The organism is Paenibacillus koleovorans NBRC 103111 (genome assembly GCF_004000845.1).
In the GTDB taxonomy this organism is placed as follows: domain Bacteria; phylum Bacillota; class Bacilli; order Paenibacillales; family NBRC-103111; genus Paenibacillus_AA; species Paenibacillus_AA koleovorans.
Map to the genome: position 1 here is coordinate 1 of NZ_BIMA01000066.1, position 15192 is coordinate 15192.

The following is a 15192-nucleotide window of genomic DNA, read 5'->3' on the forward strand; positions in this document are numbered from 1 at the left end:
ATAAAAGGTATAGGTCATTGTTCTGATGAAAGTTGTTTTTTTGAGGTAGATAGATAGAACGAGATGAAGCATTATGGAAGTCGTTCATGATAAACGGTTGAATCGTTATGTTTTGGAGACAACACATACTAAAAAAATAGCTCAAACCCGAAAACAGTACTTGACGGGATAAACCGAGGCATAACTGGAAAAACATCTGCTACTCTTGTATTGTTGTAAGTCCCACAAACTGGGATTGGAAAGAAGCCATTACAACGTGGTACGACTGCTCGCCGAGCGTTACGATTGCTGAATCCTGTCTGAACGTTGGTGGGCGCAAGGGGAGCAAGTGGATCGTCCAGCGATTCGGAGCACGCTCAAAACGATGCGAAACGGGAAGGTGGGAATCGTTAATTATCACCGTTGCAAATAGACGTATGCGATGGTTGAGGGCCGACACCATCGCATAAAGCATTTCAACGGCGTCATTATTTCACACGGAATCGTAACCGCTACAAGGATGGCATTCTTCTGGAATGCAACCGGCACCGCTTGTTACTTGAACCGTCAGGCACTAATTTTAACATTGTGCCCCATTTTACTGTCTAGATTCTATGTAGCAGTACAGGTTCACCAGTAGTCGATCGATTGCTGGAGCTCTCCTGGATAGGAGATAAACATAGCGCGAGAACCCTCCGCACAGCGCACGAGGGTTCTCAGCTTATTCACGAAAGCGTGCCCTGACCGAATTCGCATATATCCCTGCATGATCGTGCAGGGGGTGGTCTGGCATGTACAGCATCTGGTCTGTCCTATTCGTATCGCCCCTTACTGCCGGCTATGCAGCGTGATCAGATACCCGTCCGGATCTGCGAAGGTAAAGGTTCGCCCGAACGGCCCATCTATGGGCGCTGCCGTAATCTTAACGCCTGCCGCAAAAAGCTTGTCGTGTATGTCTTGCGCATCAGGAGCATAGAACCACAGAGCGACGCCAAGTCCGGGTTGACTGATTGAATGGAGAGCGGTTCCGGGTAATTGATCGCGCAGAGCGAAGGCAATCGGCTTCGTTTCAAAAACCACTGCATGAGGCGGGCCAGCCTGTGAGCGGATAAGGCCCAGATAGTTCTGATAAAACTGTGCAGAGTTCTCTAGCTGTCTAACTTGCAGAGAAATGAAGTCAGGTCCAATTACCGCCATAGTCTCCTCCGTGAAAGAAGCGTAGTTTGTAGATCCGATACATCCAGCGTTGATTCCACAGCACGCGTTGTTGAACCCGTACGACCCTAAGTCCGTGTCGCTTGTGCTGTTCCCCCGTATGGCCAGCTTCAACAGACGGACATTCGAACGCTCTTGGCTGTTCTGGGCTGACTGACACCGGGGACCGACTTCGATAGGATCTGACCCCATGCGGATTTCCTTCAGATTATTCTACCGCGGAACCCCGGAACCACCAACTACTGCTCATCCATATTGGCTGGTCATCCTCATGTGTGATCAACACACGAGAATCAAGCAGCCTGCAGGCCATCGGAAGAAAAAGCAGCCAGTCTCCGACTAATCGGCAACTGGCTGCTTCATTCATCACCCATGCATAATCTATCGCGTGTCTGAGTACCCGCTCCGCGGCCACACGCATCACCATTCCGCTCCGCGCTCGCCCCATGTTCGCATCTGCTGCTCCCCAGGCGCGCCCTCACATACGCGCCTGGCATGGGGAACAGGCTCGGCAACACGTGTATAGCTCAGCGTCCCCAGACTCTCCCAGACTCCCTGCCTGCAGCTTACCGGACAGTCAAGTCATCCACATACAGCGTCCCAACATCCCCGTTCTGCACCGTGAATCGAATCGAGCTCAGTGCCTGGACGGTCAGACGCAGATTGGCGTCGGTTCGTACAGTAGGTGTCGTCGCAACCTGCCACAGTACCCCATCAATAAAGAGTTGATACGTATCGGTCACTGTATTCACGACCATGTCGATCGTATACCACGTGTTGCTCGTAAACGATCTGACCGTTTTTAAGGCAGCTCCGTCATACGCCTGGAAATTACCGTTGATTAACAACAATCTGCCTACCATCAACCCGGCGTCATCGTAGATGAATACATTTTTCTTTCCAGCCGTCTCATCGGTTTTCACCTTCAAGCTGATCCGAACCGTTCCATCCATTCCTCCGCCCGAAGCGTTCGTGATTCCCCAGCCTACGACTGCATCATTTTCCAGATTCGCCTTCGTAATCTTCATGCTGCGGTTGCCCGAAGCTTCAACAATCTGCACATCGGCCCCCGCTTTGACCGCAAACCCATGGGCCGGCTCGTTACCCACGGTTTCCGATTCAAAATTGTTGGAGATGGCCGGCGCATTTTGTGTCACCAGCAGATTATCGACATACACATGGCCCGTTGTGCTGGCCGGGATGGCGTACTGAATCACATCCAGATCCACGATATTGGACGGCATCGGCACCTTGTACAGCAGCTCGGTTTCATTCACCGACACGTTGAATACCCGTTTGTCTGTATCCAACAGCAGCTGCAGACGATACCAGTTGCCTGCCGTATAGGCTTGCAGCGTCTGCCAGGTTCCGTTAACGTTCACCTTGATATAGCCTTGGTCGAAGGACAGGCTGGTCACCGTATTGCCGACGGAATCCCGTACGACCGGTACATTGAAGGTGCCTGTAGCCGCGCTCGCATAGACCATCGCATCGATCCGTGTCTGTCCCTTCAGCTTGTTCAGGGGCAGAGCTGCCATCATAGCGCCTGCTGCATTCGGCTTGGTCAGCTTCATACTCTTGTCGGTTGCACTCGGGAACTCCGCTACCTCTACGCTGCTTCCCGCGCTGCTTCCGGTATCGATCGTCCAGGATGCAGGCGCTGTACCTGTCGTCCCGGCATCAAACGTCTGAGATACGATGACAGGAGCCGTGTAGACAGGTGCAGTTGGATTTGGTGGTGGCGTCTGGTAAATCTTCACATCGTCGAAGTACAGATGCCCTGTATTTGTTGAAGACAGGTCGAATTTCACCTTACTGACCGCAGTAACGGCCGTTCTCAGCGGCACACCCGTCAATCGCTTGACGCCATCGACGATGATATCCGCGGTATCCGTATCCGTGTCCAGCTCGATCTTCACCGCATACCACTGATTGTTATTGAGGGTCTGAACATCGTGATACGCATTGTTATGATAGCTTCGTAATTTACCGTTACCGATAGACAGACTGATTGCCGGATTATTCGAGTTATCCAGCACATACGGCGCCATCTTGAACAGCGTCGTATTGTCTGTCCGGATTCTGGATTCAATCGTGACCTTACCGCTCATCGCTGTGAAGTTTCTCAGCACTGTTGCGGCTGGGTCCGAAGCGCTGCTGCGCGACAGCTTGACACTCTTGTCGATACGGCTGGCCAAATTCTCTACTGCGATGCTTCCATTGCTCGTCGAGGAGATCCAACCCGCAGGCAAGCCGCCATCGATGTCTTGATCAAAAGTATCCTGAACATCCGGAATGATCTGATAGATTTTGATGTTGTCCGTATACAACGTACCGATCGAGGATCCGGACAGACCTGAGTAGAACTGGCCGATGTTATAGATCGGATTGCGCAGAGGCGCATTGGATATCTGCTTCTGCCCGTCGATATAGAGATCAAACGTCCCGGTCTCCGTATTGGCTACAGCCCGGACATGATACCAGGTATTCGCGTTGAATGTCTGCAGCGTATAATAGCTTCCATTAATATACGCCTGGAATACCCCATTGTTTAACAGAATACTGATACCGCCTACACCGACATCATCATTGACATTAATCGATTTACTGTCCGTCGTTTCATCCGTACGCAGGTCCATATCAATCGTGACCTTACCCTTGAGTACAGGCAGCATCCGGATCGCACTGACCTCTACACCGGATGTCAGCTCGGGCTGCAGCGATACGTTCGAAGACTTCTCCAGTCTAACCACTTGGCCATGACCCGCGGCATCGACCGTATCGTTCACCACTTTAATCGTACCGGCATATTCCCGGATGATCCAGTTACTCGGCGGCAGGCCGAGATCATCCGTGTTGTAATCATAGTTGGCTACGTAGCCTACTTCAGGGACAGAGGCAACCTCAGAAGCTACCGCGTCGACTTGGACATAGACATAGTTGCCGCTGCGCACGAACGCGCTGCTTGCATATGTTACACCGTTCAGTACGAGACTTGTGTACGAGGCAGGTGCATAGACAGCGACGGCCCCCGTCGTGCTCAGGGCTGGCTTCATCGTCGGACCCGCTATCACAACTTGATTCGAAGCTGACTTCCATTGAACGCCCAGATCATGAACAGGTGAAGTGGACTGCACGAGATTCACAGGAACTCCCGATTGAACGCGAGCCAGCCTCGTGCCTCCGCGTATCGAAGCATCCGTTACATTGCCGCTGCCGTCTTCACCGACATAGGCCATCTTGCCGTTAAACAGATAAGAGCCGAATTGACGCTGTACAACCGGATTGTTTTCATGAGAGATGTAGTAAGAGCCTCTTTCAGTCGGACTGATCTCGATCGATAGCGCCGAAGCGACATCCGAAGGTACATTCAGCGGCAAGCGCGTAGTCTGTACGGTTGCGCTCACACCGGTTGGCGTCGGGTACAGCACCGTATCAAAAGCGACATTGCCCGCTTGCTGTTTCACATAAGAAGCATAAGCGGCAGCCGTTACCGTCCCATACCGGAATGCATAGTAGCCGCTCTCCATCGACAAGGTCAGGCCCGGATCGTTCACCGGAACGATCTGCAGCTCAGCTTCGCCGGATTGGCTGTACACACGCTGCGTGACATTGTCATAGCCCGGATTGTCCGAGGGTGCAAAATGCCAGGTTTGATTGTATTTGTTCACATTCGTATTGGTACCGACATCGATGTAATCCGATACGATCCAATAATTCGGCTTCAAGAACAAGATGCTGCGGGTTTGGCGGATCTTATCCTTGATGTACCCGTCATTGGACCCTTCATAAAAATCAAACAGCGAGTTGGTTGACCAGTCATTTTTGCTGGAGTTCGTGTACTGATATTGATTTTTATCATTGATCTCGATCGTGTTATGAGCCTTCGTCGATCGCAGCCACTGCTCGATAGGGTCACCGACGCTATAGGAGAAGCGGCCCGGGTCTACCAGCAGCGCTCGCCCGTACGCATACGGCAGCACACTCAGATCATCGAAGTGACCGTGATACCCATGCTTATTGTTGAGATGGAGGAACAGATCATTATTCTGCCAGCCTGTGCGCATGAACAGCATCTTGCCATCCGGGTAAAACTCGGAGCCTGTGGCAGGTTCCGTTCCGCTTAGGCCTCGGCTGCCGAAGTAGATCAGATCATTGCTTCCGAGCTTGTTACCGATGTCCAGCATCGTGGTTGTTCGATTCTGCACATCCGTATCGCCGTACTGGGTCTGAAGTCCATTCGGATAGTTGGATCGGACGAAGTAGAGGGCCATATCTTGCAGGTTTTTCTTGAACGAATCACTTAATACCTGTCCGTTCAACGTACCCCAATCCAGGATTATGTTCAGGATGTTGATCGTCACGCCATTGTAACCGGTTGAAGCCTCTTTGTAGGAGGTGTCCGGGTAGCTTAACTCCCTGAAGATATAGTTGCTGCGGATCTCAACCAGGTCCTGCCATCTGGAGGAGCGCTGGAACTCAGGGAAGTAGACCGCCAACACGTACATACCCACAATATTCGCCGTACCGATGTTGTTGCTGTCGTTAAAGTTGCGGTTCTGCTCCAGGAACGCTCCTTCGGCTTCCAAAAACTTGAGAATCGACGTATTCGCTTCTCTATCCAGGGAAGGGGCTGTCCGGAAACTGTCATAGGCCCTGACCAGATTCAGATCGCGTAGGCCGGTCTCCAGCCCGCGGGGATAACCGGCTCCCTTGTCGCCGATCAGATCCAGGGTAATTTCGATTAATTTATGCGCGTACGCATCATTGCCATTGACGGCATACTCGTAAGCCATAGGAACTGCGAAGAAAAACCGTGAGACATCATAGAAGTACGCGATATCGGTTCCTTGAAAATCATCCCAGGTCGTAAGTGTAGGGATGCCGCGCCAGGAGAAAAAGGAGCTTCTGGTGTTGGACCAATTTTTACTGTTTTCAAACCAGGACGTGTCAAAGTTCTCCAACACCAGGATGTCGTTGGTACCGGATGCTGACTTGCCATAGAACTGAACCGTAGCAGAGAGTGGAACGCTGCTCAGTGCGCCGACATCAAATGTAAAATACGCCCGCTTGGTCTGACTGTCGTAAGGAAGCGTAGCATCGCCGGAATCCTGGACATACAGCTCATGCGCCGAGCCAAAATCTGCGCTGGCGTTGGCGCCAGGCTGGATGTATGTATCCTGGCTTACCTGGAAGGTTTGCGTAGCGCCGCCGGCGTACTGAACCGTGATAACCGGTTTGTATGCCCCGCTGCTATACTCTTTGCTGTAGAACGTCATGTCGATGCCGTTTTTATCAGCACCCATCAGGATGTACGAGACAAACTGCTTTTTGCCGTTGAAGGCATTCGTCATACTTGTCGTCACATCGGCAGTTACCGGCTGATAGGTATCGGTGACGCTGGCTTTTTGCACAAACTTCTCGCCATAGCCGATATCATAGTAATAGCCTTCGTATGTAAGCGAGGACACCGTTGGGTTGCTGTCGATCAAGGTTAACGGCGGCGCCGTGCGATCGGAGCGATTCTTGTAGTATTGAAGCAGCTCCTCTTTCGCCGTTGAGTAGTCCCCGTTCTGAACGCCCTTTACGGTGTTGCCGATGGCGGTCATCGCGGCATTGTAACTATAATTCAGTTTACTAGGCGTGGTCCATTGCAGCGTCGATGGATTCCACTTGCCGAAAAAAGACTCATCCGAGATGTTGCCCGGATCTGTGAACGCTTGGACAGCTTGTTGAGGTTGAAACAAACCGGCAATGCTGAACACCAATGTGAAACAAAGTAAGATAGACAGCTCCCTGACTCTTCTCATACGCGTCGATTCCTCCTCTGTGTGTTTGCTTACAACCCGCGATTCTGCGGTTCCCTACACTTATCGTGCTTCCTCCAAGAACCCTTCCATGAATGTCAGGATAAAATCATTCATCTCCGGCAGATTCTCATGTGCATAATCGGGATAGATCTCCAACCGCTTGGGCGAGGATATCTTGTTGTATAAGGCAAACTGTGTAGAAGGCGGACAGGTCAGATCCATCAACCCTACCCCCATATAGACCTCTGCTTGTATGCGATCGGCCAGATGCTGCACATCGATATAACCCAGCCGAGTGAAGACCTCACGCTCACGCTCATGTCTCGGATCGAACTTACGAAAATACGTTTTGAGTTCTTCGTAAGCGCGATTCGCCATGTCCATCTCCCATACCCGGTAATAATCCGTCAGAAACGGATAAATCGCGGCCACCTTGCGAATTCGTGGCTCGAGCGCCGCGCATGCCAAACTTAAACCGCCGCCCTGCGAGCCGCCCGTTACACCGACCCGATTCGGATCTACCTCGGGACGCTCCATCACGATCCCGGCTAGCTGCGCTGCATCGAGAAAGATCTGTCGGAACAGCAGTCGATCCGGATGATCATCCAGTCCGCGGATAATATGACCTTGATAGGTTGTTCCCTTTACGCCTCCAGCATCTTCGGACCGTCCTCCCTGTCCCCGGCAATCCATCGCAAAGACGGAAAATCCAAGCGCTGCGTAGCCCAGCTTATCGCTCCAGTCACCGGAGTTGGACGTATAACCATGAAACAGAATAATCGCAGGATGCTGATCCTGTTCACTTTGAACGACTGGAGATTTCGGGCGGATGTACTTGGCATGTATACGCGCTCCGCCTACTCCTGTGAAGTATAGATGGAAGCAGTCCGCAAAGGGAACCTGAAACGAGCTCGGAACCAGCTCGACCTCGGCCGGCTGCTGCCGCATCTCTTGCAATGCCCGATCCCAGTACTCGTTCATATCATCTGGCTTCGGATTCATTCCCGCATACTTCAATAGCTGTTCGAGCGGCATATCTACACGAGGCATTTTTTCTCATTCCTTACATAGTTAATTCAAGATTATGGAACAAATAGGGCGTCCAGATCCACTATAAAAATCTCCGTGGCGAGCCGCTAAGTCATTGCTCCGAATGACTTAGCGGCTCGTTCATCCAATGTTTACTTTTTATTCATCGCGTCATATGCGGCCTGCTTCTCTGTGATCGTATCCTGACCGCCATTCTTCAGGTATTCTGCAGCCATCGCATCGTAGGCCTTGTCGAATTCGCCAGACTTGCTTAAAATCGAGCGAACCAGGCCATCCAGATAGATTTTATCCAGGTTTGCCTTGTACTTCTGATTCGCTTCGATGACTCGGTCGAATATAGGCGAACGAGTGTAGTCAATGATCGAATCCTTAAGCGCCATGTTCATCGATTCCACGTACAGCTTGCCGCTGTTACCCAGCGTAGGATTAGCCAGAGCCGTTTTTTGAATCGTCTCCAGCGGCTGCTGCCAGCCGATCAAGTTCAGATCCCCTGAACCCCACAGCTCAAGTCCGTTCTTCTTCGCGTCGATCGCCTGGTTAAGTCCATCAACCTGTTTGAAGTGCTCGTTTTCTTTACCCAGCGCGATCATCTTCGCATGATCCTGATTCGCCAGCCAGTTCAGATATTTCACAGCGGCCTCGGGATTTTTGCTTGATTTCGGAACCATGATGTACATGCCGTACAGCGGGTTGCCTACTTTCGGGTATTTGCCGGCATCGTTCTTGAACGGATCGACAGGGACCATTTGTGCGCCCGCTACATTTTTACCCAGTGTATCATTCAGTGCTCCGTTGCTGGCGGCGTAAGGGAAGTTGAAGTTTTGCGAGACCGAACCCAGCTTGCCCGAAGCCAGATTGGCCTTCAGCTTCGTATTGTTCTGGTCGATGGAAAACTCAGGATCGATCAGACCATCCAGGAACATCTGGTTTACGAAGCGGACGCCATCCTTCCAGCCTGGCAGCATGAAGTAAGGAAGCGTTTGCAAATCCCGCTCTGAAGTGTTGCTTTTTACGAAGGACCACAGCAACGAAGAAGCACCGTAGTGATTGTCCATATTGGTGTTGTTGGTCGGATACATACCAAATGCGACCAGATCCTTGCCTACACCGCCTGGATCCTTTTCCTTAAACGCTTTCAAAGCCTTGTACCATTCATCACGCGTGGTCGGCATAGGCAGGCTCAGCTTATCCAGCCAGTCCTTGCGTATAAAGGAGCCCCACAACGCGCTGTTGCCCAATACGGACACCAGGGCCATCTGCTTCCCTTCGACCTGCCCAGCTTTGATGCGGTCGCCTGCCAGCTTTTTATAATCAGCGCCGTACTGCTCCATAAGCGCAGTCAGATCATAGATGCCGCCCTGCTTGGCGTAGTTGAGATATACGTCCTTATAGTACGTGAAGATAATATCCGGTGCAGAGTTCGTCGACATCAGCACGTTCAACTTATCAACTTCCTGAGCGCGGGGAACCGCATAGTAGCTCAGATTGATATTCAGATCGGCTTTGACGGTTTCCTTGATCCACTTGGTCAAGTAGTTATCGGTAACGGAGCCGCCGCCCTCAGGAGCATTGGCCCGGTCGAATATTTCTACAGTCAGATCCACCGGTGCAGCGGGCTTCGCTGTTGACGTAGCTCCTGCTGTAGGCGAGCTGGATGTCGTCGATTGTTCCGTACTGTTCGAGCATGCGGACAGCATCGCTGTCGTGACCATCAGCAAAGATAAGGCGATTTTTGTTTTTTTACCATTCATGTTTTCAAACCCCCTGATTAGTATAGGTTCACCTTCATGTTCAACCTTTGATCGCACCGAGAGTAACACCTTGGACAAAGTACTTTTGCAGCCATGGGTAAATCAGCAGGATCGGCAGCGTTGCAAAAATGATGCTGGCGGATTTTATCCCTTCCGATACAAACCCCGTGTCTTGCTGCTCGTTGGGGTCAAAATTCATTTGACTGAGCGCGACAAGCTCTCGCAGCTTTAACTGCAGGGGATACAGGGAATTGTCGTTAATGTAGAACAACGCATCCGAGTACGAATTCCAGCGAGCGACCATATAGAACAGGGCGATTGTCGCAAGCATCGCTTTGGACAGCGGTAAGACTACCCGAAACAAGATGACGAAGTCGTTGGCGCCGTCCATTACGGCAGACTCGATCAGGCTCTCCGGGATATTGCTGAAGAAACTTTTCATGATGATGACGTTAAACGAGTTGATCAAGACGGGTATGATTAGCGACCACATTGAGTTGATCATGCCCAGCTTTTGCACGACGAGAAATGTAGGAACGAGACCTCCGCTGAAGTAGAGGGTGATGGAGATCATCACCAGGATAAACGTCCTGCCCTTGAACGTCTTGCGTGATAGCGGGTAAGCGAGAAACACGCTCATCAGCAATGCCATTACCACATAGATCACGGTCACATAAACCGTAAACCACAGGGATTGGAGCATAGACTTGTTGCTGAACACCTTGTCATACCATTCCCATGTGAACCCGACCGGAAAGAAGCTGATTCTCCCGGTTACGATCGCTTCGCTGGAACTCAGCGATACAGCCGCGATGTTGATGAAGGGAAACAGGCAGATCAAGGCAAGAAACGATATGATGGATACATTCACGATATTTCCAAAATTCCAGGCTCGTTTGGTCATGATGCTAGCTTCCTTTCTACCAGATTCCATCTTCGCCAAGTTTCTTGGCCAAGAAGTTTGAAATGACCAGCAGAACTAAAGCCACCGTAGATTGAAACAAACCGATTGCAGTAGCTAAGCTAAATTGAGCGTTTTGAATACCGACTTGGTAAACAAATGTAGCTATGACTTCCGAGTTCTCGGATACCAGTGAATTGCTTAAAGCGAACACGCGTTCAAAACCGACGTTCAGGATATTCCCAATTGTGAGTATGAACAAGATCACGATCGTCGGACGAATACATGGCAAGGTAACATGCCAGATCAGACGAAATCGTTTCGCGCCATCCACACTCGCAGCTTCATACAGTTCGGAATTGATACCTGCCATGGCAGCCAGGTAGATAATGGCCCCCCAGCCGATATTCTGCCAGACGCCTGAAGCCACGTACGTGAAGATCCACCAATTCGGGTCGGTCAGAAATGGAATCGTCCCGATCCCAGACCACTCAAGGATATGGTTAACCAGACCGTATTTGACTGACAGGATCTGATACAACATACCGCTGATGATGATCCATGACAGAAAGTGAGGCAAGTACAACAAGGATTGAGATATCTTCTTGAATAATCCTGTGCGCAGTTCGTTCAGAAGAATAGCGAGCACGATAGGACCAGGAAACCCGACAGCCAGATCCAGCAAGCTTAGCATCAGTGTATTGCCCAAGGCGCTCCAGAACTGCTTCATTCGGAATAATTCCCGGAATACATCCAGTCCTACCCATTCACTTCCGAAAAAGCCCTTGAACATGTTGTAGTCTTGGAATGCGATGACGATACCGTACATCGGATAGTATTTGAATACGAAGTAAAACAATACGGGAATGCAGACCATCAGATACAAGTAACGATCTTTAAAGAAGTGACTATAGCTCCCCTTTCTCTTAGGAATGTAGTTGGCTGTTGCGGGCAAAGTAGATAATTGATTCTGTGGCGATTGGCTCATGCTCACCTCTCCTCCTGACTGCCTTAATCCTAAATCGAGGGAGAGCTGGCGACAATCCTTACTTTCTGTCATATGTAATCGCTTTCTTTCTTTTTCCGTACGTGACGCCACTTTTTCAATACTGTGCAAGAAACTGAATGTGATTAGCGGCTTCTGCGGTAATCACCGGGGGTGATCCCTTCGAATTTCTTGAAAAATCGGTTCAGGCTCTGCTCATTGTTATACCCCAAGCTAATCGCGATGTCGGCGATCGCGATCGTCGTCTGACGCAACAGTCGCTTGGCTTCCTCGATTCGCAGTTTGTTAATATAGGCAAGCAGGTTCTCTCCCGTTTCCCCCTGGAAGCGTCGACGTAATTGGGAGTAGCTGATCCCCATTTTCTCCGAGAGCTCATTGAGATCGATATCGGAGCGAAAGTTCTGTTCGATGTACGCCATCACACGATTGACGTAGTCTGTGCTGCCCAGCTTGCTCGAATTCGCGTGTTCAACGATCTTGCGGTAGATCGATGTAAACCAATGATCGATATCCTCCAGCGATTCGTGATCCAGAAGCTGCTGGTAGATGTTCTTGTCGGGGACTCCGATTAAGTCACTGGTGTTCATCCCCAACTCCATCGTATGTTTGATCGTTACCGCTGCGAATTGATTCAGGATCAGATACACATGGTCCGCGCTTAATTCGGTTTTGGCACGTATTTCATCCATAAAGTCATGGATCGCTTTCTCCACACCTGGCAGTGATCCCAGTTGCAACTGATTGAACACAGCATTTTCTTTGCTGGTTGGGTAGTAGTTTTTGGGGATGCCGGACAACTTGTTTTCATAAAAGATAATCGCCGCTCTCCCGTGCACCAGCCTGCGCTGCAGCGAGGAGAGGGCATCTTCATAAGAAACTTCGATCCCTTCGGAGCCGTGCTGCAGCGATCCGAGCCCCACACTCAGCGTGAAGTTCGTCAGCTTCTTCATCTCATGCTGGACGAATTCAAATACGCCCTTCAACCAGACATCCACCTCAGCTTGATTATCGCACGCACAGTTGATGATGAAGCCGAGCTTATTCTTCTCCATAATCGTTCCGATACTGCTCCAGGGCTGTTCCATCATATCTTCGATCATCTTGAGCAAGACAGCGTGCAGATAGAACTGGTGATTCTCCGGAAAAGCTGCTTGAAACTCCTTATACTGATCAACCGATATCGCCGCACAGATAAAGTAGTCCTGAGGGAAGCTGATACTCAGCAGCTCCTCGTTAATCGATTCAATGGCGGCGCCGTTCAACAATCCTCTCACAGCCTGGTCCCGCATCGCTTTTTTGTTTTTCTCCAGCGCGCTGAACACCTGCTCCTCCTGCTTGATGATTTCATTGAACGCGTTCGTCAGTACCTCTACTTCATTCGCATTCTCATTGAGACTTAACTTCCTTTGCTGTTTCAACGTTTGAATCAGCCTACGAACCGGGCTGTACAACCTTCTCAGAATCCAGTAACTGCACAACAGTTCGAGCGCCAGCAGCATCACAAACAGATACGACAGATTAAAGCGCAAGGCGTTAGCCTTGGACGTGAGTCGATCCAGCGAGTTGACCCCCACATACGTCCAATCATTCACGTTTGACTTGTAGTAGCTGATCAGTTTCCGCTCGTTTTGTACGTTTTCCGTAAAGTACCCTTCGGCCTCCGGACTGGCGATGATCTTCTTCATCGTAGACTGATACGCGATATTCGTGCCGACCAGCGATTTGTCCGTATGCGAGATCACATCGCCTTTGCTGTTGACCATATAGATATTGCTGCCCTCATCCGTTTTACGGTTAATCAGTTGACTCAACCCGTCCTCGTACAGATTGATGAGGATGGCTCCCTTTACCTGTGTGGTGTACGCACTTAGGGGAAAGACATAGGTCACCACATAATCGTTGTAGCTTATGACATTGTTTAACGATAAGGCGTCAGGAGAAACTTCTTTGTCAAAAGGAATCCGGCTGCTTAACCAAACCGCTTTTCCGTTGGCCTTGACGTACTCCGGCAGCCAGGACTTGTCATAGAAATCCTTCGTGTAAGCGGCTCCATAATTAGACGAGATTACATAATCTGCATCCTGCAGGTACAAGTAGACCGATTGAACCGTACTGCTGGTGGAAACCATCTGCTCCAGCGTCTGGAACATGTCCTTCATCAACAGGATATTATTGATCCGGTCTTCCCCTTCTGTCTGCTTTATCGCGCTATACAGATCATTCAGCTTCGCATTCAGCGAGAGCTTCAACGCATCCTTGCCGACAAAGTCTACCAGTAATTCGTTAATGCTGCGGATGATCTCCAATTTCCCTGTCGAAGAACGACTAATCTCATCCTCGGCATACTTGTTCATACTATAGTCATAGACAAATACGATGAGGGAGAATGTAATCAACAGCAAACCAGTGAATATCGCAAACGTTCTGGTCAGCAATTTGCTTTTACCCATGGGAGAACGCCCCCTTACTTTTTTTAGATACCCGTTTTTACAAATCCGTCTCGGAATTCGCTGTTTCTCCGTTAATTCCTCCGTCGATACCGACGAATAACCAATTCACACGCAGTACATGCCAAAATGATCCAACTCACAATAAGAAACAAGTTCCGCCTCCCCCTGTAGTCGTCACCTGCTCGTACACATGCTTCAGAAACACATACCCATCATCTGATGACGATCAACCAGACAGAGTCTGTAACTGAATGGACGGTCATTTATTGGCACAACCCCATACTCCCAAGATTCCCCCCACCGTCCCACGGAGCAGAGAGGTTGCGATAAATCTGATTTTAAGCTCGATTGCTATGGATGAACTCGGTTAAGTCACATTTTAAACACAGAAGGAGAAAAAATTCAATATGTGTTAGGCATATTGCCCGGTTGGACTGGTCCTCGAGCCAATATCGAAGATCTGCTATCCATGAACCAATCTGTGATTCGACCAATCTCCCCTGCATCACTCACGGTGGGCGATCATGTGGAAGCGGTAGTATCAGTATATCGAATCAATAAATAATGGGGATGCCTAAGCCCGTGACGGTTACCTCAACAAACAGCTTTAGGTAAATTCGATTAGCTCTGCATGACCTCCGGAGGTGTCCACTTTAGTTGCATAAAGATGAAGTTGATTGGTTATCATAATAATGATAAAATGATGTTATGAGGAGGGAGTGCCTTGCCGCAAATTAGACCTGTATCCGATCTTCGAAATAATTTCGCCGAAATATCAAAGATTGTTCACGAAACTCGTGAACCGGTATTTCTTACGAAAAATGGACACGGTGATATGGTTGTCATGAGTATTGAGCAGTATGAGAATATGCAGTACAACACCGAGATTTTTGCAAAGCTGCAAGAGGCTGAAAGCGAAGCATATAACTCTGACGTCCGTTATAGCCATGACGAGGTGTTTAATCAATTAAGACAGCGGATTCGTAAGGGAGATAAAGAATAATTATTACACAAACTGGGGGCTGATTGC

General features: G+C 49.9%; 9 protein-coding genes and 1 pseudogene. 3 read left to right on the forward strand and 7 right to left on the reverse strand.

Annotated elements, in window-relative coordinates; genetic code table 11:
* Positions 1-230: 230 nt before the first annotated feature.
* Positions 231-588: pseudogene (locus tag PKO02S_RS34105) on the forward strand (transposase); the annotation flags it as partial.
* 219 nt (positions 589-807) lie between these two features.
* Here the strand turns inward: PKO02S_RS34105 and PKO02S_RS20160 are convergent.
* The 7 genes from PKO02S_RS20160 to PKO02S_RS20190 all read right to left on the reverse strand — a co-directional run bounded on the left by PKO02S_RS20160 (position 808) and on the right by PKO02S_RS20190 (position 14162).
* Entirely contained in the window at positions 808-1176 is a 369-nt protein-coding gene (locus tag PKO02S_RS20160) for a VOC family protein (RefSeq protein WP_127585647.1), read from the reverse strand.
* Positions 1177-1760: 584 nt separating this feature from the next.
* Complete coding sequence (locus tag PKO02S_RS20165; protein ID WP_127585648.1) at positions 1761-7004, reverse strand: heparinase II/III family protein; 5244 nt, start codon at positions 7002-7004, stop codon at positions 1761-1763.
* Between the two features lie 60 nt (positions 7005-7064).
* Entirely contained in the window at positions 7065-8054 is a 990-nt protein-coding gene (locus tag PKO02S_RS20170; RefSeq protein WP_127585649.1) for an alpha/beta fold hydrolase, read from the reverse strand.
* A 131-nt stretch (positions 8055-8185) separates the two neighbouring features.
* Positions 8186-9805 carry an extracellular solute-binding protein gene (locus PKO02S_RS20175; RefSeq protein WP_127585650.1) on the reverse strand — a complete coding sequence of 540 codons (1620 nt, stop codon included), beginning with the start codon at positions 9803-9805 and terminating at the stop codon, positions 8186-8188.
* Between the two features lie 40 nt (positions 9806-9845).
* On the reverse strand, positions 9846-10709 hold the full coding sequence (locus tag PKO02S_RS20180; protein ID WP_127585651.1) for a carbohydrate ABC transporter permease: 864 nt from the start codon (positions 10707-10709) through the stop codon (positions 9846-9848).
* A gap of 16 nt (positions 10710-10725) precedes the next feature.
* The gene (locus PKO02S_RS20185) at positions 10726-11694 is read right to left on the reverse strand and encodes an ABC transporter permease (RefSeq protein ID WP_127585652.1); all 969 of its coding nucleotides are present in this window, start codon (positions 11692-11694) and stop codon (positions 10726-10728) included.
* 143 nt (positions 11695-11837) lie between these two features.
* On the reverse strand, positions 11838-14162 hold the full coding sequence (locus tag PKO02S_RS20190) for an AraC family transcriptional regulator (RefSeq protein ID WP_127585653.1): 2325 nt from the start codon (positions 14160-14162) through the stop codon (positions 11838-11840).
* Between the two features lie 409 nt (positions 14163-14571).
* On the opposite strand from PKO02S_RS20190, the gene PKO02S_RS34140 reads away from it, so the two are divergent.
* Positions 14572-14727 (forward strand): hypothetical protein, encoded by a 156-nt coding sequence (locus tag PKO02S_RS34140; RefSeq protein WP_507763315.1) that lies wholly within the window; start codon positions 14572-14574, stop codon positions 14725-14727.
* A 159-nt stretch (positions 14728-14886) separates the two neighbouring features.
* Positions 14887-15165: a type II toxin-antitoxin system Phd/YefM family antitoxin gene (locus tag PKO02S_RS20200; protein WP_127585654.1), complete on the forward strand. Its 279-nt coding sequence runs from the start codon at positions 14887-14889 to the stop codon at positions 15163-15165.
* Positions 15166-15192 lie beyond the last annotated feature (27 nt).